The following is a 24,974-nucleotide window of genomic DNA, read 5'->3' as shown; positions in this document are numbered from 1 at the left end:
AAATTAACGATGCTGTGGGCTAAAAGTACGATGGAACAAAGTCCTCGGCAGCCAGACCGCGATCGTCACTGGGCCTGCGGGTGAAGAAATCCACTGCGACCAATACGGCCGCATCAAGGTGCAATTCCACTGGGACCGCGACGGCCAGTCCAACGACAAAACCACCTGCTGGATGCGCGTCGCCAGCGGCTGGGCTGGGCTGGCGCAGCCTACGGCGGCATCGCCATCCCGCGCATCGGCATGGAAGTCCTCGTCACCTTCCTCGAAGGCGATCCCGACCAGCCACTGGTCACCGGATGCCTGTACCACAAGGAAAACGTCGTTCCCTACGACCTGCCAGCGAACAAAACCCGCGGCACCTTCAAGACCCTGAGCTCACCGGGCGGCAAGGGCTACAACGAATTCCGCATCGAGGACAAGAAAGGCGTCGAGCAGATCTACATCCATGCCCAGCGCGATTGGGATGAGAACATTGAGCACGATCAGAAGATCCGGGTGGGCAATGAACGGCACGACACCGTTGAAGCCAATACGCTGAGCGAGTTCAAGGTTGAAGAGCACCGGATTACGCATCTGGATCGCAAGAGCGAGATGCGTGCGAATGATCACCTGACGGTTGCAGTGACCCAGCACCTTAAGGTCGGGACTGCGCAGTTTGTTGAGGCAGGCACCGAGATTCACTACCACGCTGGCGAGAAGCTGGTGGTAGAGGGCGCGATGGAGCTCACGGCCAAGGCTGGCGGGAGTTTTGTGAAGGTCGATGCGGGTGGGGTGACCATTAGTGGTGCCGAGGTGAAGACCAACTCGGGTGGCGCACCCGGCTCAGGCACCGGGATTGCAATCCTCGCCCCGCTCATTCCAGGTCTCGCGGCGATCGATAACGCCGGACGTCTGCTGCAAACCCGCGTCAATCAAATGATGCAGGCAGAGTCCCTCGCCGTGACGCCGAAACTCAAAGCACCTACCGGCATCTGCGTCGAATGTCTGAAGAAAGCCATGCGCGAAAAACTCGCCCTGCAATCGGGGGCCAATTGATGACAAAGAGTGACGCGGCGAAAGCCTGGAGCGAAGCGCAAAAGAATGCTCAGTCGATATTCGCGATCGTTGAAACCGGCCTGTTGCCGGACCAAGCTCGATTGCAGTTCGCCACGCTGAAAGACGGGGCGTTTCTCACTCCGTCCCGTGGCTGCGCCCTATCAATTTCTCATCAAACCTGCGCCTTCCAACTCAACATCTGCTGCTGTGCCACCTGCAGCAAATCATTGCCATCCTGCGTCAGCAGGTAAAGCGCATGGGTGATGTGTGGAATGTCTTGCACGTCGGCGTGTTTGAAGCATAGGCAATGCAGCGTTTCGAGCAGGTCGGCGGCGGCGCGGATACGCTGGACGGCGGCTTCGAGGATGTCTTTAGGGTTGGCTTGGGTGTCGATGAGCAGCGTAGGGGTTTCGGTGACGTTGCTGCTGAGGGGGAGATAGCGGTTTTGTAGCAGTTTGATTATTGGCATATTGATTACTCGATTGTTTCAAAAGTAACCGCCGACACCGTGACCAAACGATGGGAGGCGGACCGTGTACAGGCTTGGTCAACCGAGAACAATCAACTCAGCTCGCCCGAAGGCGTCCTGCACACGGCCGCCACAGCTATGCACTTCACGGTCAAAGAACTCCGCGGAGCAGATAATGGCACATATGCAATCGATTATTCCCGGGTGACCAAACCCGAACCACTGATTTTGCAGCGGCAACCGACAATAACCGCCCCGCTCCAGCCGCCGAAAGCAGACAAGGCACCAGCCTTTGTAGGAATTGGCCAAACATCCCAAAGAAATCGTCCCACTCCCTGACAGCCGGCGTTCAGCTTGGTTAACCATCCCTTAACGCCGCGGTCAAAAACTCTACTGAACCGCACGCCCTCAGCCATTCTGGCTGTTGCCCAGTGCGGCAGGTTCGGGTGAATCACGCCGAACTCTAGAACCGCCACACGGGAGTCCTTTCATGAACATTCGCCCTTTATTGCTCACCGCTGCCCTCGCCTGCACCGCGTTCGCCGGGCTGGCCCAGGCCAATGACACGTCCGCCACATCCAAAGCCGTGCCGTATGAGTACGGCATGCCGTTGCATGTGGCCAAAGTGGTGTCGTTGACCGAGACGCCAACACAAACCTGCAAGGTGGTCACGGCTGACATGAAGTACATCGACAACGCCGGTAAGCCTGAGGAAATCAGCTATCGAAAATTGTCTGACGCGTGCAACTTCCAGAACTGACGGAAAGCTCTGATTTGCGGGTCGGCGGTAGGCGTGGGGTGGTTTCGGCAGGTATGCTCGCAACCCTCCTCACTGCCGCAAGGATTCGCCATGCAGTTGTCGTTTCGCACGTTGTCGATCATTACTTCATCACTGTGTTTTGTGCTGACGCTGGCCTGGGGACTGTTCCCGGACATACTGCTGGCGATCTGGAGTATTGAATATTCCGAAGGCGCCGGGTTTGTCGCGCGGCGTGGCGCGGTGTTGTTTGCAGCGTTGGGGATGATGTTTTATCTGGCGCGCAATGCGCCGCCGTCAGTGGCACGAAGTGCACTGAGCAACGGTTTTACCATCGGTTGTTTTGGTTTGGCGGTGCTGGGTTTCGGCGAATGGCTGAATGGCCATGCCGGCCCCGGGATTCTGCTCGCGGTGCTGGTCGAGTTCGCGCTGGGCCTTGGTTTTGTGCAGGCCCGGCGCGTGACGGTCGAACTGAGTGAAACAGTCGGTTAAATCGCCCGCGATCGCGGACTGTAGTGATGCTGAGTAGTTTGTCGGGTCAGATCCGATCGCAGCCCTGCAATCAGTTCGTTTATTTCACGACAGCCATTGAGGTGGCTGGCGTCGATGCCGCTGACCAGCAAATCGACCTGATCGGTTTGATGATCACCAAACACCTTGACGGTCATCGACAGATCCGGCGACAGCGTGCACTGGCAGCGTTTCGGCAGAAAACTGCTTTCAATGATATTGCGTAGTTCCAAGGCAGACAGAAACATGGCGAAACCCTCTCCTTACTGTGAGATGCCAATCAAGTATTCACGCTGACCGTTGCGGCCCCTGCACGGGTGTGTCCCCGCTGTTTCCTTGGGTGTGGCAAGCGGTGGTACTGCGAAATGCCCATTGGAGTGTAGGCGCCCAAACCCTGTGCGCCGCACTGAAAAGACGCATAAAGCGTGCCTTTCATCGGGTCAATCTGACCTACTTGTAAATCATGGGCTTAGCCCGCTGGCCAGTATTGGGCCAGTTGCAAAATGCCAGAAACGCCTTTCTCTGCGTTGCATTTTGCAATCTCTTGCGGGTTTGCATTCAGCGCCCTTGGCAGTAAGAATGCTGGTTATCCACCCTACACCCGCAAGGAGGCTTCCATGGGTTCTTTACGCGCTCACGCGACCACCGGGCTGATCATCGCCAGCCTGTCCACCCTCGCCCACGCTGCCAAACTTGAAGACGTCGCGCCTTACCCGAAGGCTGAAGCCGGTTTCACCCGTCAGGTCATTCACCTGCCCAAGCAGGAGCAGGAAGAAAACTTCCAGGTAGAAATTCTCGCCGGCAAAACCCTGGAAGTGGATTGCAACCGCCAGCGTCTGGGCGGTGTGCTCGACGAGAAGAATCTCGAAGGCTGGGGATATCCGTTCTATCGGCTGGAAAAAGTCGTCGGTCCGATGAGCACGATGATGGCCTGCCCGCCAGGCTCGCAGAAAAAACGCGCCTTCGTGCCCGTCGTCGGTGATGGCTTCATGCTGCGCTATAACAGCAAATTGCCGGTCGTGGTATATGCCCCTGCGGATGTTGAGGTGCGTTATCGCATCTGGTCTGCGTCGGACAAAGTCGGTACAGCCCTTGCTGAATAACCTGAGCCAGGAGCGCAGCGCGTGATTACCTGCCACGTCAGATACGTCATCGATCCTTATCAACTGACCGAGTTCGAGGCCTACGCCAAGGCCTGGCTCGGCATTGTCGAGCGCTTGGGCGGCACGCATCACGGCTACTTTCTGCCGTCCGAAGGCGCGAGCAACATCGCTTATTGCCTGTTCAGTTTTCCTTCGCTGGCAGATTACGAAAGCTATCGACACATCGCGCTGACAGATCCGGAAAGCACAGCGCTGGTCGCTGGTCTGGTCGAGAAGAAATTCATCGTCAGTTACGAGCGCAGTTTCCTGCGCCCATTGCTGCCCTGATCCGCATTACGCCGGAGCGCCGTACACAGCGGCGCGCTCGGCGACGTGGCGCAGACTGTCGAAGTTGATATTGGCGCCCGAGTCGATGGCGACGAATGTCTGATCACGAGCGCGGGTTCGTGCGACGTATTGTTTGATTCCCGCAACCGCCAACGCGCCAGAAGGTTCGGTGATCGAGCGGGTATCGTCGTAGATGTTCTTGATCGCCGCACAGAGGTCATCGTTGCTGACCGTGATCACCTCGTCCACACAGAAGCGGCACACTTGAAATCCGTACTCGCCGATCTGCGCCACGGCTACGCCATCGGCGAAGGTGCCGACGTTGGGCAGCACCACACGGTGATCCGCGGTCATGGCTGCCTTCAGGCACGCCGAGTGCTCGGATTCAACGCCGATGATCCGGACTTCCGGCCGCAGGTATTTGATATAGGCCGCGATGCCGGCGATCAAGCCGCCACCGCCTACCGGGATAAAGATCGCGTCCAGCGCGCCCTGGTGCTGACGAAGGATTTCCATGGCCACCGTGCCCTGCCCGGCAATGACATCCGGGTCATCGAAAGGAGACACGAAGGTGCGCCCGGTTTGCTCGGCCAGTTGCAGCGCATGGGCTAGGGCAAACGGAAAACTTTCGCCATGCAGCAGCGCGTCGGCACCGCGACTGCGCACGCCGATGACTTTCAGCTCGGGAGTCGTGGACGGCATGACGATCGTGGCGGCGATGCCCAGCTCGCGCGCCGCCAGCGCTACACCTTGCGCATGATTGCCGGCAGATGCGGTGATCACTCCGTGCGCTTTCTGCTCTTCACTCAGCTGCACGAGTTTGTTGTAAGCGCCGCGAATCTTGAAGGAAAACGTCGGTTGCAAGTCTTCACGCTTAAGCAGAATCCGGTTACCCAACGTTTCGGACAGCGCTGGTGCCGCTTGCAGCGGCGTACGCACGGCAATGTCATACACCGGTGCAGCAAGGATCTTTTTCACGTAATGCTCAAGCAACGCTTGCTGGTCATCGGTGTATGTCATGTTCAGCTCCTTGATAGCGATTTCATTCACTTATGTAGGAGTTGCCGGAGGCTCCTACATGAGCGGTGTTTCGAAAACCCTGGAGACAGAAAGTAAAAACCCGCCTCTAGGGCGGGTTGGGTGCTGCAGTCGTGAGCTAGCCCGCCAAATGAGGAATGGCGGTAATAATGCTTGGCTGGCAGCGCAATACGGTGGAAGTCATGGGCAGAAATTAGCTTGAGCGTCGCCGGCAAGTCAATGGTCAATTTTGCCTGACATCTGTAGGCTGGCGATTCCGCTCATCAATTCAAGGAACGAATGCATGATGTCTGTCGCCCTGCCCCTCACGGCTTTGCTTGCGTTTACCGGCTACACCGTTTCGGTGATGCTCCAGGCTGAACAATCGTTGATCGACTTCGGTATCAGTCTGATGTCGCGCCCGGATACCGCGCAGGTGGTGATTGATTTGTACCTACTGGCGACGTTGGCCGGGGTATGGATGGTCAAGGATGCGCGGTCTCGCGGGCAGGCGGTTTGGTCGGTGGTGCCCTATTTGTTGCTAACGGCGGTTTTTGTCTCGATCGGGCCGTTGTTGTATCTGGTGGTGCGCGGGATACGGGAACGGCGCAAAGGGCTGGATGTGGCGCAAGTGCGCTGATTCGGAGCATTTGGCGCTACGGATATTGCTATCGCGAGCAGGCTCACTCCTACAGGTGAGCATTCCAAATGTAGGAGTGAGCCTGCTCGTGATAGGGCATTCTGAGTCATCACATAATCATCTGGCCAACCGCCGCAGACCAAACAGCATCCCGCCCGCCCCAAGCAGCATCACCGTCAGAAACAACGGATACGACACCCACCACGGCGTCCCGGCCGTCATCATGCTGAATTCCGACATGCCACCGATGCTCGCAATCAGGTTCAACGGCAAAAACACTACGTTGATCAACGTCAGCTTGCGTAACAGGTTGTTCATGCTGTTGTTCATCAGATTGCCGCGCGCATCGATCAGCCCGGAAAACACCGTCGAATAGATTTCCGCCTGTTTGTAGCACTGGTTGTTCTCGATAATCAGATCGTCGATCAGGCCGATCGCTTCGCTGCTGAAAAGCTGTTTCTCGGCATGATTGCGCAGGCGTGTCAGCACGGCACCGTTGCTGTGCAGGGCGTTGATGTAATAGATCAGGCTTTCGCTGAGGTTGAACATCTGCACCAGATGCTGGTTCTGCATCGAGGCATTGAATTTCTGCTGCAACTCACGGGCGACCAGTTTGATCACCTTCAAATGGCCGAGGTAGTGATGGATGTTGTTGAACAGCAGATCGAGCAACACATCCAGCGGTGTGTTTAACGGCTGACGGGTGCCGAGGCCATGCAATGGCGTGTCATCGGTGGCAATCACCAGCAATTGCCCCGGCGAAAACAACAACCCGCAAGACGAAACCTCGAAAGCCAGACTGCCGCCACCGGAATAATTTTCCGGACGTTTCCAGATCAGGAACAGATGATCCGGGTGAAACTCGATCCGCGACACTTCGTCCGGGTCCAGCGCCGAGGCCAATGCGTGCTCGTCGACCTTGAAATGACTGTGAAGCAGATCACGCTCGGCCGCGTCAGGGTTGCTGAACAGCATCACCCCGGCGTCCAGTCGTTCGACCCGCTGCAACGCGCCGTGGCTCAGTGCAAAGCTGTTGATCATCGGCGGATCACCAGGCCTGGCCGCGACGCTTCAGCTCCAGCCGTCGCACAAACTCTTCCAGCACCAGTGAATACAAATCGTCCTGCAGGTAAGCGTCTTCGATGCCGGCGTCGAGGTTAGGATTGTCGTTGACCTCGATCACCACCACTTTGTTGCCCGCCTGTTTCAGGTCGACGCCGTAGAGACCATCGCCGATCAGATTGGCCGTCTTTACCGCCAGTTCGACCACTGCGCGCGGCGCTTCATGAACCGCCAAGGTGCGACATTCACCGTTGATGTCCTGCCCCTTGGCTTTGTGGTTGTAGATCTGCCAGTGGCCCTTGGACATGAAGTATTGGCAGGCAAAGATCGGCTTGCGGTTGAGGACGCCGATACGCCAGTCGTACTCGGTGTAGAAAAACTCCTGAGCCAGCAACAGCACCGAGTGCTCGAACAGTTCAGCGGTGGCTTCAAGCAGCGCCTGCTGGCTTTCGACCTTGATCACGCCGCGCGAAAAACAGCCGTCGGGGATCTTCAGTACCAGCGGAAAGCCCAGACGTTCGCCAACTCGCTCAAAGTCCTCGGGTCGCTCCTTGTAGAGAATTTCGGTGGCGGGCATGCCCAACTGATGGCTGTTGAGCAGGTCGGTCAGATAAACCTTGTTGGTACAACGCAAGATCGACGCTGGGTCGTCCATCACCACCAGCCCCTCGCTTTCAGCCTTTTTCGCAAAACGGTAGGTATGGTTGTCGACACTGGTGGTTTCGCGGATCAATAAACCGTCGTACTCGGCCAGACGCGCGTAGTCCTTGCGTTCGATCAGTTCGACATCGATGCCCATGCCCTTGCCCACCCGCACGAAGTTTTCCAGCGCCTTGCTGTTCGAAGGGGGTAATGCTTCTTGCGGATCATGCAGGATCGCCAGGTCATATCGGGCCACTTGCCGTGAACGCGGCACACGCCAGACTTTACGACTGAAACTGTCCAGAGCATTGGCAAACTGGTCTTCCTGATCATCGCGTAACTTGTGCAAGGCACCGGACTTTATGCCCTCTATGTGCCAACCATTGGTTCGACGAAACTCAACTAGCAGGATCGGACAGGGAAACACTTCAAATAACTGACGAGCGAGATCCTGCAAGGGTTCGATATGTGTCCGGCCAAAATAAAGTGTCAGCGTGAAGCCTTCTGTATCGCTATAGAGATGATGACTCAGGGCTTTTTCGAGAGTTTTATCCAGGTCGTCCAGGGCCAGGCCGTAGAGTGATTTTTTAGTCAGTTCACTGATCGTACGTACCGATGGAATAACCTTGTGGCCGCGAGCTTCAGCCAGCAGCGAGCAGTAGTAGCCGTGGCCCAGATACTTGTAACTGCGGCACAGATTGATCACCTGAACCCGCTTGCCCGCCTCGCCTTCACGGGTTTGCTCAAGGTATTCCTGCGCCGTGATGATGTCTTCGCTGGGGAAGTACGAAGCCCAGTCTTCCTTGCGCTCGACAATGATCAGCACCTGACTGGAAGTTCTAACCGTTGAATTTAAAAAAGTTGCCGTCGGCAAACTTTGCTCGGATACTTCGCGCCAATGACCCTGTACCGCTGACATAGAGATTGATCCGTTGGAGAACAAGACCATTTCTATTAAGCACGAAGTTTTTCGAAAGTCCCGTTTCGTTACGCAACTTTTACGGTGGTCATATGAGTGCTGTTTTTCGTTTGGCGGTAGTTGAAGATTTGCCGGCGTTGCTGGCATTGGAAATGCAATGCTTCACTACCGATCGGCTCACCAGTCGCAGCTTCCAGTGGATGATCACCCGGGCTAACGGACAGTTGCTGGTGGCAGAATCCAGCGGCCAGTTGCTGGGTTACGCACTGGTGTTGTTTCATCGCGGCACATCACTGGCGCGGTTGTACTCGATTGCCATTGCCGCCGAGTCGCGCGGCAGCGGATTGGGCAAACAACTGCTGCAACGGATCGAGGTCGTTGCCCTTGAGCATGATTGCGCCTACCTGAGGCTGGAAGTACGCACTGACAACCCGGCTGCGATTGCCCTGTACGAGCGCAACGGCTACCGGCGCTTCGCGGTGATTCACGATTACTACGAAGACCATGCCGATGCACTGCGCCTGGAAAAACGCATCCTCGAGCATCGCGACTCGCGCAGCATCAAAGTGCCCTACTACCCGCAAACCACCGAATTTACCTGCGGCCCGGCCTGCCTGCTGATGGCCATGGGTGCGTTACAGGCCCAGCGTTTACTGGAACGTCGCGAGGAACTGCAGATCTGGCGTGAAGCGACCACGGTGTTCATGACTTCCGGCCATGGCGGATGCAGCCCGCAAGGATTGGCGCTGGCCGCTTGGCGACGGGGTTTTAAGGTACGCCTGCAGTTGAGTCTGACCGGGGCGTTGTTTCTCGATGGCGTGCGCGATGCGCATAAAAAAGACGTCATGCGCTTGGTGCACGAGGAGTTCATGGCGCAATTGGCGGAGTGCGACGTCGAGCAGGTGATCGGTGTTGCCCTGGACCTCCCGCGGTTACTCGCGGCTGGGGGACAGCCGCTGGTGTTGATCAGCAGCTATCGGCTGACTCGTTCCAAGTCCCCGCACTGGGTGATGGTCACCGACTGTGATGAGGATTTTGTTTATCTGCATGATCCGGATGTCGATCACAGCCAGCATCGCCAGCCGATGGACTGCCAGCACGTGCCTGTCAGCCATGAAGAGTTCGAAAAAATGTGCCGATTTGGCCGGGAAAAGTTGCGTTCAGCAGTCGTCCTGTTCTCCCGCGAAACATAAGCCCCATCCGTATCTGTAGGAGCTGCCGAGTGCAACGAGGCTGCGATCTTTTGATCTTGTTTTTTAAAATCAAAAGATCGCAGCCTCGTTGCACTCGGCAGCTCCTACAGGGGATGGCGGTCAAGGTGTGGGTTTGAGGCCTAGTTTGTAGAGGGAGCCGTTCGACTCATCCGTGAGTACATACAAGTAGCCGTCCGGGCCTTGGCGTACGTCGCGGATGCGCTGTTTGAGTTCGCCGAGCAAGCGCTCCTCATGCACAACCTTGTCGCCATCGAACTGCAAGCGGATCAGTTCCTGCGTCACCAGCGCGCCGATAAACGCATTGTGTTGCCACGGTTTGAAGCGGTCACCGTCGTAGAACGCCATACCGCTGACACCCGGTGACTTTTCCCAGACATGATGTGGCGCAACCGTGCCTTCGACGGTCTTGCCTTGCGCCTCAGGGATCGGCTGCATGGAATAATTGATGCCATGGGTCGCCAACGGCCAGCCGTAGTTCTTGCCGCGCTCGATGATGTTGACCTCGTCGCCACCGCGCGGGCCGTGTTCATTTTCCCAAAGCGTGCCGTTCCACGGATTCAGTGCTGCGCCTTGCGGGTTACGGTGGCCGTAGGACCAGATCTCCGGACGCACGCCGGACTGACCGACAAACGGGTTGTCGTCTGGCACTCTGCCGTCGGGATAGATGCGCACGACCTTGCCTTGCAGTTTGTCGAGGTCCTGCGCGGTTGGCCGGTCGTTGTTTTCGCCGAGGGTGATGAACAGATAGCCGTCACGGTCGAACACCAGACGCGAACCAAAGTGATTGCCTACCGAAAGTTTCGGTTCCTGGCGGAAGATCACTTTGAAATCCTTGAGCGACTTCAGGTCATCCGACAGTCGCCCACGCCCCACCGCCGTGCCAGCCTTGTCGCCAGCACCGCCGCCCTCGGCGTAAGACAAGTACACCAGGCGATCCTGTCTGAAGTCCGGCGACAACACTACGTCGAGCAAACCACCCTGGCCCTTGGCCCAGACTTGCGGCACACCGCTGATCGGTGCTGACAGCTTGCCATCGACACCCACCACCCGCAGGTTGCCCGGGCGCTCAGTCACCAGCATGCCTTGGCGATCCGGCAGAAACGCCAAGGCCCATGGATGTTCAAGACCTTGGGTAATCGTGGTGACTTCAAGAGTGCCCTGTTCGCTTTGCAATTCTTTGGGCGCTGCGGCAAACGCTGGAGCACTGATCAGTGCGCCGACGCAAAGGCTGGCTAGAAGGGTTTTACGCAACATGCACGATTCCTTTTGTTCGTCTCAAGGCTGACAGGCTTCAGTCCTGTCGTTTAACGGGTAGTACCGGTGCTTCGTGAAGGTGGATTGGGGATGAAGGTTGGCGGTGTACTCGGCACCGAGCGGATTGGCTGACCATTGCCGATACCACGGTTTTCGAGGGTCGGCGGGCGCGGCGCCGGCACGGTGTTGGGGCCACGGATCGGCGGTGCACTGGGTTGAGTGCCCTGCATGCTGTTGGGGTTGGCCCGGCGGATCGGACTGTTGTAGGGATTGTTGCTGTTGCCGGTCGGACTTTGTGTCAGCAGCAGCGTGGAGGACGGCACGTCCGCATGAGCCCAGCCCGCACCGAGGCTGAGAAAAGCGATGACAAACAGAAATCGGTTCATGGGGCGGCCTCTCGATGCGCCAGGGATAGTGCGTTCGAGTCCACGCTACGCCCAGGGTTCGGATTTGTTAAGTCACAGCCTTTAAACAACATGTAACACGGCTTGACCAAGTCAGCGGCGGCCGCCGCAATCACTGGAAACTTTCGCCCAGCGTAACAGGTCACCTGATCATCACTCGGAGAACTCACCATGGCTCGGGCAATCTGGAAAGGCGCGATCAGTTTCGGACTGGTACACATCCCCGTCGCGCTGGTCTCGGCGACCTCGTCGCAAGGCGTCGATTTCGACTGGCTCGACAGCCGCAGCATGGATCCGGTGGGCTATAAACGCGTAAACAAAGTGACCGGCAAAGAAGTCACCAAAGAGCACATTGTCAAAGGCGTGGCCTACGAAAAGGGTCGCTATGTGGTGCTTAGCGAAGAAGAAATCCGTTCAGCGCACCCGGTCTCGACGCAAACCATTGATATCTTTTCCTTTGTCGATGCCGAGCAAATCCCCCTGCAAAACATCGACACACCTTATTACTTGGCACCCGACAAGCGCGGCGGCAAGGTGTATGCGCTGCTGCGTGAGACGCTGAGCAAAACCAACAAGGTTGCCCTCGCCCGTGTGGTTTTACATACCCGCCAGTATCTGGCGGCGTTGATGCCGCTGGAATCGGCGCTGGTGCTGGTAAAGCTGCGTTGGCCACAGGAAGTGCGCAGCCTCGATGAGCTGGCACTGGGCAGTGAGGTGACCAAGCCGCAACTGGCCAAAGGTGAGCTGGACATGGCCAAGCGACTGGTGCAGGACATGAGCGCAGACTGGAAACCCGAGGATTACAAGGACGAGTTTGAAGACAAGATCATGGCCCTCGTCGAGAAAAAGGCCCATGAAGGCAAGATCGAAGATGTCGAGACGGTGGGTGGCGAGGAAGAGCGCAAGTCTGCGGATGTGATTGATTTGACGGAACTGCTCAAGCGCAGTCTGGGCGGGAAAGCGGCGCCGAAGCCGAAAGCCAAGGCTGCGCCGGCGAAGAAAACGAAGAAAGCGTCAGGCAACTGACAGGTTGTTTTTGCGAGAGTCGTAGCACTCCGACGCGACGCAGACCCAATGCAGGAGCTGCGGCACGCTGCGATCTTTTGACTTTGATCTCTCTACTGCAAGATCAAAAGATCGCAGCCTCGTTGCACTCGACAACTCCTACAGAAATCAAATGATCCGTCAGATCAGAATGAAGATCGCCAGCAAACTGCCGAAGATCGCCCACTTTTCCATGTAGTACAGCTTGCGATTACGCTTTTTCAGCTCTTTGCCACGCAAACGAATCTTGTAGATTTTGGTGAACAGGCGATTGATACCACCGGTGCGGTCACCGGCATCGTTCGGCGCACCCGCCGCCGACATCACGGTGCGACTGAACCAGCTGTTGAACGCCGCCGCCCAGCGGTACTTCAGCGGACGCTCGATGTCACAAAACAGGATGATCCGGTTCTGGTCGGTGGTGTTTTCCGCGTAATGAATGAAGGTCTCGTCGAACATCACCGCTTCGCCGTCGCGCCAGTGATAGTTCTCGCCGTCGACGTTGATGTAGCAACCGGCATCGTTCGGCGTTTCCAGGCCCAGGTGATAACGGTAGGAGCCGGCATAGGGATCACGGTGGCGCACCAGTTTCGAGCCCGGTGGCAGCTCGGCAAACATCGCCGCCTTGATCGAACCGATGCTTTGCACCAGTTCAGTGGTGCGCGGGCACAGTTTCATGGCGGACGGATGGCTTTCGCCGTACCACTTCAGGTAGAAACGCTTCCAGCCGGTTTTGAAGAACGAGTTGAAGCCGACGTCATCGTACTGGTTCGAGCGCTTGATCTCGCCGGCGCGCAGCAAATTCTGGCCTTCTTCGCGAATCTCCTGCCAATGCGCCTGCAACGGGCTCAGATCAGGAAATTCCGCCGGATCGAGAAAAGGCTTGTTGGGCTTTTTCGAGAACAGGTAAAGGAAGCAGTTGATCGGCGCGAGAAACGTCGAGTGATCGCTGAGTTGGCGACCCAGTTTGTGACGCACACGGCCACGAAGATGAACGTATGCAATCGAAATGACATAAATAGCAGCAATGATGAGTTTCACGGAAATCGTCACACGTCAGAAGTGAACAAACTGCGCGCCTGGCGGCCTGAGGCCCAGCGTCTGATGCAGTGGTCTGATTACAAATGGCACATCCATGAGCCCGCGCCGTTCTGGGGCGCTGGGTGAATGGATGGCATTTTAGCCACACTTTGTAACCGATGGTGAGCCTTCATCTGTGAAAATCTGTCTCGCGAGCATGCCAATCGGCGATCGTGACGTCATCGCCCTATCGTTTAAAGAGCCAGACCAGTACAATCGCCGCCAAACTTTACGCGCCCCCCTTGGTTGATGACGGGTCTTTCCCGCTTCAGCGCACTTTGACTCGGGCCAAGCGCTCCAGCCGCACCCTCGCTACTCGAATGCTTCGCAGGAAAAACACTTGATCTCTACAGCTAACATCACGATGCAGTTCGGCGCCAAGCCGCTCTTCGAAAACGTTTCGGTAAAATTCGGCGCGGGCAACCGCTACGGCCTGATCGGCGCCAACGGTTGCGGCAAGTCGACCTTCATGAAAATCCTCGGTGGCGATCTTGATCCGACCGGCGGCCAGGTCATGCTCGAGCCGAACGTGCGTCTGGGTAAATTGCGCCAGGATCAGTTCGCCTACGAAGAATTCACCGTGATCGATACCGTGATCATGGGTCACGAAGAGCTGTGGAAGGTCAAGGCCGAGCGCGACCGCATCTACTCGCTGCCGGAAATGTCTGAAGAAGACGGCATGGCCGTGGCCGAGCTGGAAACCGAATTCGCTGAAATGGACGGTTACACCGCCGAATCCCGTGCCGGTGAGCTGTTGCTGGGCCTGGGCATCGGTATCGAGCAACACTTCGGTCCGATGAGCGAAGTCTCGCCAGGCTGGAAACTGCGTGTATTGCTGGCGCAGGCACTGTTTTCCGATCCGGAAGTGCTGTTGCTCGACGAACCGACCAACCACCTGGACATCAACACCATTCGCTGGCTGGAGAACATCCTGACCCAGCGTAGCAGCCTGATGATCATCATCTCTCACGACCGTCACTTCCTGAACAGCGTGTGCACGCACATGGCTGACCTGGATTACGGCGAGCTGCGCCTGTTCCCGGGCAACTACGACGAGTACATGACCGTGGCGACCCAGTCCCGCGAGCAACTGCTGTCGGACAACGCCAAGAAGAAAGCGCAGATTACCGAGCTGCAATCGTTCGTCAGCCGCTTCTCGGCCAACGCCTCGAAAGCCAAGCAGGCCACGTCCCGCGCCAAAGCGATCGACAAGATCCAGCTGGCCGAGGTCAAGCCTTCGAGCCGTGTCAGCCCGTTCATCCGTTTCGATCAGAACAAGAAGCTGCACCGCCAGGCTGTCATGGTCGAGAAGATGGCCAAAGGTTTCGACGGCAAGCCGCTGTTCAAGGACTTCAGCTTCCAGGTTGAAGCTGGCGAGCGCGTAGCGATCATCGGTCCGAACGGTATCGGCAAGACCACCCTGCTGCGCACCCTGGTCAATGAACTGACCCCGGACGCGGGTAGCATCAAGTGGACCGATGCCGCCGAGCTGGGCTACTACGCCCAGGATCACGCTCATGACTTCGAAGACGACGTCAGCCTGTTCGACTGGATGGGTCAATGGACTCAGGGCGAACAGATGATTCGCGGCACTTTGGGCCGCATGCTGTTCTCCAACGACGAGATCCTCAAGTCGGTCAAAGTGATTTCCGGTGGTGAGCAAGGTCGCATGCTGTTCGGCAAGCTGATCCTGCAAAAGCCGAACGTGCTGATCATGGACGAACCGACCAACCACTTGGACATGGAATCGATCGAGGCGCTGAACCTGGCGCTGGAAAACTACCCGGGCACGCTGATCTTCGTCAGCCACGACCGTGAGTTCGTATCGTCCCTGGCCACGCGCATCATCGAGCTGACGCCGGACGGCGTGACCGACTTCAGCGGCACCTACGATGACTACCTGCGTAGCCAGGGTGTGGTGTTCTAAAAAGCAGCTTCTAGTGTTGAGCTGTTAGCTTCAAGCTAAAGCCCTGTCCATGTGACGGGGCTTTTTGCATTTCAGGGTGAGGGATTTGCGGGTGCGGCTACCTTCGCGAGCAGGCTCGCTCCCACAGGTGAATGCACTCCAAAGGTGGGAGCGAGCCTGCTCGCGAAAGGGCCATCAGCAGCAACATCAACCCCCAGGAAAAATAGTTAGCCTGCTTCCTTTTATTTCACGCCCACGCCATGATGCGAACTCTCCCACCGCCGCCCGCGAACGAGTCCTCATGTCTGCGCAGCAACAGCCCCCACAAACCTCCATGGCGATCACCTTGCAGATCGTCTCCATCGTTTTCTACACGTTTGTCGCCTTCCTCTGCATCGGCCTGCCGATTGCGGTGTTGCCGGGTTACGTGCATGAACAACTGGGTTTCAGCGCGATCATCGCCGGGCTGGTGATCGGCTCGCAGTACCTTGCCACCCTGCTCAGTCGGCCGATGGCCGGGCGCATGTCGGACACCATCGGCACCAAACGGGCGATCATTTACGGTTTGTGGGGGATCGTGCTGAGTGGCGTGCTGACGCTGATTTCGACGTTGCTGCAAAGCTTTCCGCTCACGAGTCTGTTGATCCTGATTATTGGTCGCCTGCTGCTGGGTATCGCTCAGGGGCTGATCGGCGTCGGCACCATCAGTTGGTGCATGGGCCAGGTTGGTGTCGAACACACGGCGAAATCGATTGGCTGGAACGGCATTGCGTCTTACGGTGCGATTGCCATCGGCGCGCCACTGGGCGTGGTGATGGTTGCCGATTACGGTTTCACCAGCCTCGGTATTGCGCTGTCGGTGCTGGCGGCGGGCGCGCTGCTGCTGATTCGCAACAAACCGTCGGTGCCGGTGATTCGCGGCGAACGGCTGCCGTTTTGGGCAGTGTTCGGGCGGATTGCACCGTTTGGCGCCAGCCTGACGCTGGCCTCGATCGGCTACGGCACGCTGACCACCTTCATCACCCTTTATTACCTCAATCGCGGCTGGACCGGCGCGGCGTACTGCCTGACGGTATTTGGCGTGTGCTTCATCCTGTCGCGTCTGCTGTTTATCTCGGCGATCAGTCGCTTCGGCGGCTTCACCTCGGCCATCGCCTGCATGACCATCGAAACCGTAGGGCTGGTGATGCTGTGGCTGGCGCCTTCTACTGCTTTTGCCCTGGTCGGCGCCGGACTGGCGGGATTTGGCTTGTCGCTGGTGTATCCGGCGCTGGGTGTCGAGGCGATCAAGCAGGTGCCGAGTTCCAGCCGTGGCTCGGGACTGGGGGCGTATGCGGTGTTTTTTGATCTGGCGCTGGCGATTGCCGGGCCATTGATGGGCGCGGTGGCGTTGAATCTGGGGTATTCGTGGATATTCTTCTGTGCGGCGTTGTTGTCGGTGATCGGTTTGGGGCTGACTTTGCTGCTCAGGCGCCGAGCCTCTTCCTGAAGTTCGCCGCGATCCCCTGTAGGAGTGAGCCTGCTCGCGATAGCGGAGTGTCAGCGAAGTAAATGTCGACTGACACTCCGCTATCGCGAGCAGGCTCACTCCTACATTGGGTTAGCGGTGTTTACGAGGTCGGGTTATTGATCGGCGGTTTGCATGCCCGCCCGGGTCGGTTGGCCCAGCGCATGGGAGAAGAATCGTCCTGCCTCGGAGATGAGGTTGCGGTGAATGTCTTCGCGATCAACGCCATCGGCATCGGTACACAGCGCCGGCATGGCGAGAATCTGTGCTTCGGTGCACGGCGCCATGAACACGAAGTGCCCTGCCCCGGCCAATAACTTGAAGTCCGGTGCGGTCGGCAGTTTGCGCGCCAGTGCCGCCGCGTTTTTATCGAACGCGACGAGTTTGTCGCCATCGCCGCTATAAAGCAGCACCGGCACATGCACGTCGGCCAGCGTATGACGGCCGAATTTGAGGCTGAGCGGCGCCATCAACAGCAAGGCGTGCACGCGCGGATCGGCGACAGGTTGCAGGTCATCACGGTCAACGATGAGCTCGCCTTTGGTGTTGCAGGCGTCACGGTCGTCCGGACGTTCCTGGCAATAGCGCCGCAGACGATCGAGATCCGGCTGCGCCCCCGACAGAATCAGTGCCGTCTCACCGCCCGCCGAATATCCGATCACGCCAACCTGATCGGCATTGACGAAGGGTGCGAGCATACGGTCGCCCAGCGTCGCGGTAATCGCTTCGGAAATCTGGATCGGCCGTCCGTACAGATTGCTCAAGGTGCCGAGCCGACTGTGATCCTTGGAGTTGTCGCCAGGATGAATCACCGCCACCACGACAAAGCCTTTGCGCGCCAGCGAAGTCGCGAGATCGTGCAATGCCAGCGGTGTGCCGGTGTTGCCGTGGGACAGCATCAACATGGGGAAGCGGCCGATGGCGACTTTGGTGTCTTCGCCGGCTTCGACCGAATAACCTTCGAGCAGGCTCATGTGCTCGCGGTCGCTCGAGGGATAGAACGCGATGGCGCGCATCGGTTGCAGATCCAGCGGATCGAGGAACGTCATCTCGTGGTAGCCGACGCTCCAGACGGGATGGCGGCCGGGCGCGGCATGCACTGTGTTAAGGCTGCCGAGCAGGCAAATCAGTAACGTTGCACAAAGACGCATCATGGGATGCCCCACCCTGTTGTTACTCAATCGAAAGATCCATTGCGTTGCGGGCCTGAAACGCCGGGGATTCGGTGTTTCGGTACGACAATGCATTCAGACGCTGATTGTGTGACTGCATAACCCGGGCCAGATTATGTAACAGTCGGAAACAAAAAACTCCGTATTTGGCCCTTGCAGAACCAGAATACAGAGTTTTTTGGGTGTTACCTGAACCTCAGCTGTTCTTTACGCAAGCCTTACGCTGCGGCGAACAATTGCTCGCTGATCTTCGCTTGAGCAGCAGTCATGGCGTTGTTGCGCACTTCGTCGCCATACGCCAGGCCTTCAGCGCGGACGATTTCGATGTCGGTGATGCCGAGGAAGCCCAATACCAGTTTGAGATATTCCTCGTGAGCGATACCGCTGGCCTGACCGGCGTGAATGCCGCCCGACGTCGACACGATGACCACTTTCTTGCCACCGCACAGGCCTTCAGGGCCGGCTTCGGTGTAACGGAACGTCTGGCCAGCAACGGCAACGCGGTCGATCCAGGCCTTGAGTTGGGTCGGTACGGTGAAGTTGTACATTGGCGCGGCGATGACCACGGCGTCGGCAGCGATGAACTCAGCCAGGGTCGAAGCGCTCAGTTCAGCTTCGTGCTGTTGTGCAGCGTTGCGCAGTTCAGCGGTGGTGCCTGCGGCAACCAGGGTGGTCGACGAGAAGTGGCTGATGGCGTCAGCGGCGAGGTCGCGGTAGGTCACCACAGCGCTCGGCTCAGCGGCTTGCCAGGCTTTGACGACTTGGCTGCTCAACTGACGGGAAGCCGAGTTGTCGCCCAAAATGCTCGAATCGATATGCAGCAGTTTCATGTGAATCTCCTGGAATGAATCGCCGGTGGCGACGGAATGGAGACAATCCTACGCAAGAAACCAATGGATGATTAGCCGCCTGCAATGCGATAGTTTGTCCCATTGATAGAACAATCGGGATTCACTCATGCAAGATCTCAACGATCTCTACTATTTCGCCAAAGTCGTCGAGGCCGGTGGCTTTGCAGCGGCCGGGCGTTTGCTCGGCATTCCGAAGTCGCGATTGTCACGGCGCATTGCCGAACTCGAAGAGCGCCTCGGTGCACGTTTGCTGCAACGCACCACCCGCCAACTCAATCTCACGGCGGTCGGTGAACGCTATTTACGCCACTGCCAGGCGATGTTGCTGGAGGCGGAGATGGCCGACGAAGCCGTGGCCAGCATGTCCAGCGAACCGCGCGGCCGCTTGCGCGTGTCCTGCCCGACCGGTCTGGCCCACGAAATGCTGCCAATGGTCATCAGCGACTTTCTCGGCAAGTTTCCGCAGGTACAGCTGGAAGTCGTCCTGCTTAATCGCCGGGTCGATCTGGTCACCGAAGGCATCGATGTTGCGCTGCGTGTGCGCGAGCTTGGTGATGAAGATCCCTTGCTGGTTACCCGGCGCTTGCGTCAGGCGCAAATGGTGGTGATCGCCAGCCCGGCGTTTCTTCAAGGCAAAGAGATCAATCATCCGCAGGATTTGAAGAATCTTCCCGCGCTGGGCGCGCTGGAAGCGGATCGCATGGTCCACGTTCGTTTGCTTGATCAAAAAGGCAAAAGCTTCGAACTGAGCATGGAAGCGCGGCTGGGCATCGACGACTTTATCGTGCGCAAAGCCTGCGTACTGGCCGGCCAAGGCTTCACGATGCTGCCGATGATGTATTGCGAAAGCGAATTGAAAAACGGCACGCTGGTGCAGATGCTACCGGAGTGGTCGCTGCCCGGCGGCTGGCTGCAAGCGGTGTATCCGCATCGGCGTGGAGTGATGCCGGCGGTGCGCGCGTGGATCGATCACCTGGTCGAATCGTTCAATGCCTGTGGGGAGCGCTTGTTATGAAAAAGGGAAAAATGAGCGAAGCGGATGTCGCCGCGTTCTGCCTGGCATTGCCCGGTGCGCGGGAAGACTACAAATGGGGTGGCGTGCGGGTGTTTTCGATTGCCAGCAACAAGATGTTCGCGTTGCAGGGTCTGCGTGGTGATTCACTGGCATTCAAGGTCGACAAGGATCTGTTTCTCGGTCATTGCGACCGCCCGGGCATTCACCCGGCACCGTATCTGGCGCGCGCGCAGTGGATCATCATGCACCCGCCCTACCCGCTGGGTGCTGAAGAGTTGCAGGGGTTGTTGCAGCGCTCGCACCAACTGGTGGTGAGCAAACTGCCAAAGAAAACCCAAATCGGCTTGTTGCTTTAACGCGCCCGTGTAGGAGCTGCCGAAGGCTGCGATCTTTTCTGCTTTTTAAAAGATCAAAGTCAAAAGATCGCAGCCTTCGGCAGCTCCTACAGGGGGGTTTAGAATCGTGACAGCAGGTTCGAGCCGAGGAATAGCTGGTCGATCCAGAACACCTGGTGCAACGCGACGATCACCCAGAACAGAATCTGGAACGACACCTTGCGCGTCTTGTGCCGGAACACCTGCTGGGCAATCAACGCACCCGGCCAGCCGCCGGCCAGTTCCACCGCGTGGAGGACGTTCTCCGGTGTGCGCCAGGCATCGGCGCGCGCCTTGCGCTTGTCTGCCCAATACATAAAGAACGCCAGCACGCTGACGATCGCGTAAGCGGCCAGCGGCACCGACGAAATTCCGCGCAGGCACATCGACAGTGAGCCGAACAACGGCAGCGCACAAACGATCAGCAGCACCAGCAGCTTCAACTTCAGATTCTGGATACTGCCCCCTGAAGGTCGCCCTTCAGGTCGGCGCGCGCGGGAATCACTCATGGCTTGGCCGCCGCCCAGTCGACCCAACCGAACTGCCAGGTGGCCAGAATCAGCAGACCGAACACGATCCGGTACCAGGCGAACGCCGCATAGCTGTGGCTGGCAATGAACTTGAGCAAGCCGCGCACGGCAATCATGGCGAAGATGAACGCGGTGACGAAACCGATCGCGAACACCGGGAAGTCCGCCGGCACGAACAGATGGCGGTACTTGAAGCCCGAATACACCGCCGCACCGACCATGGTCGGCATGGCGAGGAAGAACGAGAATTCGGTAGCCGTCTTGCGCGACAGGCCAAAGAGCAAGCCGCCAATGATCGTCGAGCCGGAACGTGAAGTCCCCGGAATCATCGCCAGGCACTGGGCGAAACCGACCTTCAAGGCGTCCTTCCAGGTGATCTCGTCGACGGTCTCGGCATGCACTTCATGCTGACGTTTTTCCGCCCACAACATGATGATGCCGCCAATCACCAGCGCGGTTGCCACGGTAATCGGATTGAACAGGTATTCGTGGATCAGATCGGCAAAGATCACGCCCAATACCAGCGCCGGCATAAAGGCGATCAGCAAGTTGGCGGTAAAGCGCCGTGCACTTGGCTGGGTCGGCAAACCGATGACTACATCGAAAATCTTGCGGCGAAACTCCCAGACCACCGCGAGGATCGCGCCGAGCTGGATAATGATATTGAACGCCATGGCCCGCTCACCACCGAAGTCGAGCAAGTCGGCAACGATGATCTGGTGTCCTGTACTTGAAATGGGCAAAAACTCCGTCAGCCCTTCTACAACTCCTAGTATCAGTGCCTGCAAGGCGGTCCAAAGATCCATCAATCCCCCAGAGAGCGATGCGCGGCGGCATGCCCCGATAGTATTTTTCTTACGTTCACTGCGACCAGCGTAGCCGTTTATTGCTGTACCGATTCCACGCGCCAAGGATCCACAAAAAACGGTCAAAATTCCGTGAAATATCAACCTGGATTCAGGTTTTCCCGCGCGGGGCCGAAATCCTATCAGACAAGCCGTAATAGCGCTGCCGCGTTATACGACTTGGGTCGCGTATGCCCGATCACCTGAATGTGGTTGGATGCTGGCGTTGATTTATGACAAGAACAAGAAACCGGAGTGACAGCGTTATGAACAGCTTGCGCAGTGTGTCGATCAGCCGACGCTTGTGGCTCATCTTGATTGTGGCGGTGGTCATGTTGTTGACCTTGGGCGCGTTGATGCTCAAGCAGATCCACGATGATCTGTATCACGCCAAAGCGCAGAAAACCCAGCACGTGGTGCAGACCGCCAGCGGCCTGCTCAGCTATTACCACGACCTGGAAACCGCCGGCACCTTGAGCAAGGATGCCGCCCAGAAGCAGGCGCTGACGGCGATTCGCGGCCTGCGTTACGACCAGAGTGACTACTTCTGGATCAACGACCTCACGCCCGTGATGGTCATGCACCCGACCAACCCTAAACTCGAAGGCCAGAACCTCTCGGCGATCCGCGATCCGGACGGTTTTGCGGTGTTCAACGAGATGGTTGCGATTGCCAAAGCAAAAGGCGCCGGCATGGTCGACTACCGCTGGCCGAAACCCGGCGCCAGCGAGCCAGTGGCGAAGACGTCCTATGTGAAACTCTTCGAACCGTGGGGCTGGGTGATCGGCTCCGGCGTCTACATCGACGACGTCCAGGCTGAGTTTCAGGGCCAGGTGATCAAGGCCTCGGCCATCGGCCTGGTGATTGCGCTGATCATGGCGCTGCTGGTGATCCTGATCGCCCGCAGCATCGTCCGGCCGCTGCAGGAAACCGTCAACGCCATGGCCAATATTGCCAGCGGCGAAAGCGACCTGACCCGTAGTCTCGATACCCATGGCCAGGACGAAGTCACCGAGCTTGCTCATCACTTCAACGCGTTCACGGCGAAACTGCGCCGGGTGATCGGCGACCTGCAGGTTTCCGCCAGCGCCCTCGGGCAGTCTTCGAGTGAATTGGGCAACGATGCCACGCAAGCCCAGCAACGCAGCCAGCAGCAATCACAACAGATGGAGCTGGTGGCCACGGCAATCAACGAAGTGACCTATGGCGTGCAGGATGTGGCGAAGAATGCCGAGCATGCCGCCAGCGAAATGCGTGACGCCGAAGCACAGGCGCAACAGGGCCAGATCAATATCGACGGCAGCCTGCAACAGATCGACAAGCTCTCGGGCACCATTGATCAAGCCGTCGAAGTGATTCGCACGCTGGCGGCGGAAAGCACGCAGATCGGCAGCGTACTGGAAGTGATTCGCTCGATTGCCGAGCAGACCAATCTGCTCGCGCTCAACGCGGCTATCGAAGCGGCGCGGGCTGGCGAACAAGGGCGTGGTTTTGCCGTAGTCGCAGACGAAGTGCGTTTGCTCGCCCAGCGCACACAGAAGTCGACGGCGGAAATCCAGTCGATGATCGAGCGCCTGCAAAATCATTCCGAAGCCGCTGTGCGGGTGATTGGCGACAGCAGCAAGGCCTCGCAACTGACCATTGAACAGGCCGGATTGGCCGGTGCCAGCCTGAATGCCATCGGACAGGCCCTGCGTAATCTCAATGGCTTGAATGCATCGATTGCCAGCGCGACGTTGCAGCAGGCGCATGTGGTCGAGGACATCAACCAGAACGTCACGCAGGCGGCCGGACTTTCGCACAGCACCGCCATCGCTGCCGAACAGTCGAGTGCGGCCAGCCTGAAGCTCGGCCAACTGAGCGAACAACTGAACGGCCTGCTGCGCCAGTTCCGCGTCTGACACCCCCTGTAGGAGTGAGCCTGCTCGCGATCGCGTCCGTCAGCCAACATTTGCGTTGCTGACACTCCGTTATCGCGAGCAGGCTCACTCCTACAGGTTTTTGGGTACAATCCGCTCCCTTCTTCGACTCCCTCCAGGAACCCACATGTCCGGGCTTGAACTGTTTGCCGCCGCTCTCGGTGTGATTGCCGTCTGGCTGACGGTCAAACAGAATCCATGGTGCTGGCCGATCGGGCTGGTCATGGTGCTGCTCTACAGCTGGATCTTCTTTGAAGTGAAGCTGTATTCGGACATGTTGTTGCAGGTGATTTACGCCGCTTTGCAGATCTACGGCTGGTGGCAATGGACCCGGGCCGGAACGATGCACGACGGCCGCGAGGTCACGCGGCTCGACCAGCGTTCGATTCTGCAGGGATTGAGCGCGGGTGCCGTCGGCAGTTTGCTGCTCGGTGCGGCCATGGCTCACTGGACCGATGCCGCACAACCGTGGCTCGATGCCGCGCTCACCGGTTTCAGTCTGGTCGCACAATTGTGGATGGCGCAGAAACGCCTGCAATGCTGGGCGTTGTGGTTCGTGCTCGATGTGATTTTCGTCGGCCTGTTCATCTATAAGGGGCTTTACCTCACTGCGGCCTTGTACGGCCTGTTCACCCTGCTCGCGGTGCAAGGCTGGCGCGAATGGCGCGCCGATCCGGCGTTACGGACATGAAGGTAGTTGTCCTTACCGGTCCCGAGTCAACCGGCAAAAGCTGGCTCGCGGCGGGCCTGCAGCAGCGCTTTGGTGGCTTGCGCGTGGATGAATACGTGCGCCGGTTCATCGAATTGAATCCGCGTGATACGTGCCTGGCGGATATTCCCGAGATCGCTCGTGGTCAGTTGCAATGGGAAGATCAGGCGCGCGCGCAACAACCGCCGCTGCTGATTCTCGATACTCACCTGCTGAGCAATATGCTCTGGAGCCAAACGCTCTTCGGCGATTGCCCGCAATGGCTGGAAACCGAGTTGCTGGCGCGCCATTACGACCTGCACCTGCTGCTGTCGCCGGAACAGATCGACTGGACCGATGACGGCCAGCGTTGCCAACCGGATCTGGCTGAGCGCCTGGCGTTTTTCCACGCCACCCGCGACTGGCTGGTTCAGCATCAACAACCCTTCGAGATCATTCAGGGCAACTGGCTCGAACGCCAGCGCCAGGCATTCGACCGGGTTGCACGACTGCTGCTCGATTAACCCGGTTTTCGGGGCGCCAGCCCCATCGGTTGCCCCTGTTCTGGGGGTAAAGTGTCCGATCCTGATACACCCGCCCGCGTGCAAAGTGGCCGTTTAAGCGCTCTGCTGCGCTTTGTCATGCCACCTGTTACATCGCTGAAACATACCGGCGCAAACCCCCATTCCA

The 24,974-nt window shown here is 58.1% G+C and carries 25 protein-coding genes and 2 pseudogenes; 15 read left to right on the top strand and 12 right to left on the bottom strand.

Going from position 1 to position 24,974, the window contains the following annotated elements; genetic code table 11:
* Positions 1 to 37: 37 nt before the first annotated feature.
* Positions 38 to 1,035, top strand: a pseudogene (gene tssI / locus ACIPZE_RS09740) (type VI secretion system tip protein TssI/VgrG); the annotation flags it as partial.
* Between the two features lie 172 nt (positions 1,036 to 1,207).
* On the opposite strand, the gene ACIPZE_RS09735 reads toward tssI, so the two are convergent.
* The gene (locus tag ACIPZE_RS09735) at positions 1,208 to 1,504 is read right to left on the bottom strand and encodes a hypothetical protein (protein WP_283436551.1); all 297 of its coding nucleotides are present in this window, start codon (positions 1,502 to 1,504) and stop codon (positions 1,208 to 1,210) included.
* Between the two features lie 490 nt (positions 1,505 to 1,994).
* Between ACIPZE_RS09735 and ACIPZE_RS09730 the strand changes: the two genes are divergently transcribed.
* Together ACIPZE_RS09730 and ACIPZE_RS09725 are read left to right on the top strand one after the other, a co-directional pair.
* Complete coding sequence (locus ACIPZE_RS09730) at positions 1,995 to 2,264, top strand: DUF2790 domain-containing protein (RefSeq protein WP_129393657.1); 270 nt, start codon at positions 1,995 to 1,997, stop codon at positions 2,262 to 2,264.
* Positions 2,265 to 2,354: 90 nt separating this feature from the next.
* Positions 2,355 to 2,753, top strand: coding sequence for a hypothetical protein (locus ACIPZE_RS09725; RefSeq protein WP_129393655.1), 399 nt, complete (start codon positions 2,355 to 2,357; stop codon positions 2,751 to 2,753).
* Here the strand turns inward: ACIPZE_RS09725 and ACIPZE_RS09720 are convergent.
* Entirely contained in the window at positions 2,750 to 3,019 is a 270-nt protein-coding gene (locus tag ACIPZE_RS09720; RefSeq protein WP_129396125.1) for a DUF1652 domain-containing protein, read from the bottom strand. The two genes, ACIPZE_RS09725 and ACIPZE_RS09720, sit on opposite strands and share 4 nt — an antisense overlap.
* Before the next feature lie 369 nt (positions 3,020 to 3,388).
* Between ACIPZE_RS09720 and eco the strand changes: the two genes are divergently transcribed.
* Both eco and ACIPZE_RS09710 read left to right on the top strand, forming a co-directional pair.
* On the top strand, positions 3,389 to 3,874 hold the full coding sequence (gene eco / locus ACIPZE_RS09715) for a serine protease inhibitor ecotin (protein ID WP_283436553.1): 486 nt from the start codon (positions 3,389 to 3,391) through the stop codon (positions 3,872 to 3,874).
* A gap of 21 nt (positions 3,875 to 3,895) precedes the next feature.
* Positions 3,896 to 4,201, top strand: coding sequence for an NIPSNAP family protein (locus ACIPZE_RS09710; RefSeq protein WP_129393651.1), 306 nt, complete (start codon positions 3,896 to 3,898; stop codon positions 4,199 to 4,201).
* A gap of 30 nt (positions 4,202 to 4,231) precedes the next feature.
* Here ACIPZE_RS09710 and ilvA read toward each other — a convergent pair.
* Positions 4,232 to 5,221 (bottom strand): annotated as a pseudogene (ilvA, locus tag ACIPZE_RS09705) (threonine ammonia-lyase, biosynthetic); the annotation flags it as partial.
* Positions 5,222 to 5,522: 301 nt separating this feature from the next.
* Here ilvA and ACIPZE_RS09700 point away from each other — a divergent pair.
* On the top strand, positions 5,523 to 5,858 hold the full coding sequence (locus tag ACIPZE_RS09700) for a DUF2834 domain-containing protein (protein WP_283436555.1): 336 nt from the start codon (positions 5,523 to 5,525) through the stop codon (positions 5,856 to 5,858).
* Between the two features lie 117 nt (positions 5,859 to 5,975).
* On the opposite strand, the gene ACIPZE_RS09695 is transcribed toward ACIPZE_RS09700, so the two are convergent.
* Both ACIPZE_RS09695 and ACIPZE_RS09690 read right to left on the bottom strand, forming a co-directional pair.
* Positions 5,976 to 6,899, bottom strand: a complete 924-nt coding sequence (locus ACIPZE_RS09695) for a magnesium transporter CorA family protein (RefSeq protein WP_283436556.1) — start codon at positions 6,897 to 6,899, stop codon at positions 5,976 to 5,978.
* Positions 6,900 to 6,906: 7 nt separating this feature from the next.
* On the bottom strand, positions 6,907 to 8,481 hold the full coding sequence (locus ACIPZE_RS09690; RefSeq protein ID WP_283436557.1) for a RimK family protein: 1,575 nt from the start codon (positions 8,479 to 8,481) through the stop codon (positions 6,907 to 6,909).
* A 92-nt stretch (positions 8,482 to 8,573) separates the two neighbouring features.
* On the opposite strand from ACIPZE_RS09690, the gene ACIPZE_RS09685 reads away from it, so the two are divergent.
* Entirely contained in the window at positions 8,574 to 9,674 is a 1,101-nt protein-coding gene (locus ACIPZE_RS09685; RefSeq protein WP_283436558.1) for a peptidase C39 family protein, read from the top strand.
* Between the two features lie 120 nt (positions 9,675 to 9,794).
* On the opposite strand, the gene ACIPZE_RS09680 is transcribed toward ACIPZE_RS09685, so the two are convergent.
* Both ACIPZE_RS09680 and ACIPZE_RS09675 read right to left on the bottom strand, forming a co-directional pair.
* The gene (locus tag ACIPZE_RS09680) at positions 9,795 to 10,949 is read right to left on the bottom strand and encodes a PQQ-dependent sugar dehydrogenase (RefSeq protein WP_283436559.1); all 1,155 of its coding nucleotides are present in this window, start codon (positions 10,947 to 10,949) and stop codon (positions 9,795 to 9,797) included.
* A gap of 50 nt (positions 10,950 to 10,999) precedes the next feature.
* Positions 11,000 to 11,335, bottom strand: coding sequence for a hypothetical protein (locus ACIPZE_RS09675; RefSeq protein WP_400772609.1), 336 nt, complete (start codon positions 11,333 to 11,335; stop codon positions 11,000 to 11,002).
* Positions 11,336 to 11,524: 189 nt separating this feature from the next.
* Here ACIPZE_RS09675 and ACIPZE_RS09670 point away from each other — a divergent pair, with 189 nt between their 5' ends.
* Positions 11,525 to 12,379, top strand: a complete 855-nt coding sequence (locus tag ACIPZE_RS09670; protein ID WP_122855156.1) for a Ku protein — start codon at positions 11,525 to 11,527, stop codon at positions 12,377 to 12,379.
* A 159-nt stretch (positions 12,380 to 12,538) separates the two neighbouring features.
* Here the strand turns inward: ACIPZE_RS09670 and lpxO are convergent, their stop codons facing one another.
* A complete protein-coding gene (gene lpxO / locus ACIPZE_RS09665; protein ID WP_129393635.1) occupies positions 12,539 to 13,438 on the bottom strand; it encodes a lipid A hydroxylase LpxO in 900 nt (299 codons plus the stop codon).
* Positions 13,439 to 13,817: 379 nt separating this feature from the next.
* Between lpxO and ACIPZE_RS09660 the strand changes: the two genes are divergently transcribed.
* A complete protein-coding gene (locus ACIPZE_RS09660; protein WP_129393633.1) occupies positions 13,818 to 15,404 on the top strand; it encodes an ABC-F family ATPase in 1,587 nt (528 codons plus the stop codon).
* A 280-nt stretch (positions 15,405 to 15,684) separates the two neighbouring features.
* The gene (locus tag ACIPZE_RS09655) at positions 15,685 to 16,872 is read left to right on the top strand and encodes an MFS transporter (RefSeq protein ID WP_400772606.1); all 1,188 of its coding nucleotides are present in this window, start codon (positions 15,685 to 15,687) and stop codon (positions 16,870 to 16,872) included.
* A 134-nt stretch (positions 16,873 to 17,006) separates the two neighbouring features.
* On the opposite strand, the gene ACIPZE_RS09650 is transcribed toward ACIPZE_RS09655, so the two are convergent.
* Both ACIPZE_RS09650 and ACIPZE_RS09645 read right to left on the bottom strand, forming a co-directional pair.
* On the bottom strand, positions 17,007 to 18,044 hold the full coding sequence (locus tag ACIPZE_RS09650) for an alpha/beta hydrolase family protein (RefSeq protein ID WP_400772605.1): 1,038 nt from the start codon (positions 18,042 to 18,044) through the stop codon (positions 17,007 to 17,009).
* 236 nt (positions 18,045 to 18,280) lie between these two features.
* Positions 18,281 to 18,892 (bottom strand): FMN-dependent NADH-azoreductase, encoded by a 612-nt coding sequence (locus ACIPZE_RS09645; protein WP_129393628.1) that lies wholly within the window; start codon positions 18,890 to 18,892, stop codon positions 18,281 to 18,283.
* A 127-nt stretch (positions 18,893 to 19,019) separates the two neighbouring features.
* On the opposite strand from ACIPZE_RS09645, the gene ACIPZE_RS09640 reads away from it, so the two are divergent.
* Both ACIPZE_RS09640 and ACIPZE_RS09635 read left to right on the top strand, forming a co-directional pair.
* Entirely contained in the window at positions 19,020 to 19,928 is a 909-nt protein-coding gene (locus ACIPZE_RS09640; protein WP_283436562.1) for a LysR substrate-binding domain-containing protein, read from the top strand.
* Positions 19,925 to 20,284: an MmcQ/YjbR family DNA-binding protein gene (locus tag ACIPZE_RS09635; RefSeq protein WP_400772603.1), complete on the top strand. Its 360-nt coding sequence runs from the start codon at positions 19,925 to 19,927 to the stop codon at positions 20,282 to 20,284. Before ACIPZE_RS09640 ends, ACIPZE_RS09635 begins: the two co-directional genes overlap by 4 nt.
* A gap of 98 nt (positions 20,285 to 20,382) precedes the next feature.
* Here ACIPZE_RS09635 and ACIPZE_RS09630 read toward each other — a convergent pair whose 3' ends face one another.
* Positions 20,383 to 20,811: a DUF1294 domain-containing protein gene (locus ACIPZE_RS09630; protein WP_283436564.1), complete on the bottom strand. Its 429-nt coding sequence runs from the start codon at positions 20,809 to 20,811 to the stop codon at positions 20,383 to 20,385.
* The gene (locus tag ACIPZE_RS09625) at positions 20,808 to 21,638 is read right to left on the bottom strand and encodes an undecaprenyl-diphosphate phosphatase (RefSeq protein ID WP_400772602.1); all 831 of its coding nucleotides are present in this window, start codon (positions 21,636 to 21,638) and stop codon (positions 20,808 to 20,810) included. The genes ACIPZE_RS09630 and ACIPZE_RS09625 overlap by 4 nt, the downstream gene beginning before the upstream one ends.
* A gap of 305 nt (positions 21,639 to 21,943) precedes the next feature.
* On the opposite strand from ACIPZE_RS09625, the gene ACIPZE_RS09620 reads away from it, so the two are divergent.
* From ACIPZE_RS09620 to ACIPZE_RS09610, 3 genes are all read left to right on the top strand, one after another.
* Positions 21,944 to 23,578 (top strand): methyl-accepting chemotaxis protein, encoded by a 1,635-nt coding sequence (locus ACIPZE_RS09620; protein WP_283436566.1) that lies wholly within the window; start codon positions 21,944 to 21,946, stop codon positions 23,576 to 23,578.
* 145 nt (positions 23,579 to 23,723) lie between these two features.
* A complete protein-coding gene (gene pnuC, locus ACIPZE_RS09615; RefSeq protein WP_283436567.1) occupies positions 23,724 to 24,287 on the top strand; it encodes a nicotinamide riboside transporter PnuC in 564 nt (187 codons plus the stop codon).
* Positions 24,284 to 24,808, top strand: coding sequence for an AAA family ATPase (locus ACIPZE_RS09610; protein ID WP_283436568.1), 525 nt, complete (start codon positions 24,284 to 24,286; stop codon positions 24,806 to 24,808). The genes pnuC and ACIPZE_RS09610 overlap by 4 nt, the downstream gene beginning before the upstream one ends.
* Positions 24,809 to 24,974: the final 166 nt, after the last annotated feature.

Origin of the sequence: Pseudomonas sp. NPDC089741 (assembly GCF_044748825.1) — a bacterium.
GTDB classification, from domain to species: domain Bacteria; phylum Pseudomonadota; class Gammaproteobacteria; order Pseudomonadales; family Pseudomonadaceae; genus Aquipseudomonas; species Aquipseudomonas helmanticensis.
Note: the sequence above shows the minus strand (reverse complement) of the source record. Positions and strands in the feature narration are given on the sequence as shown.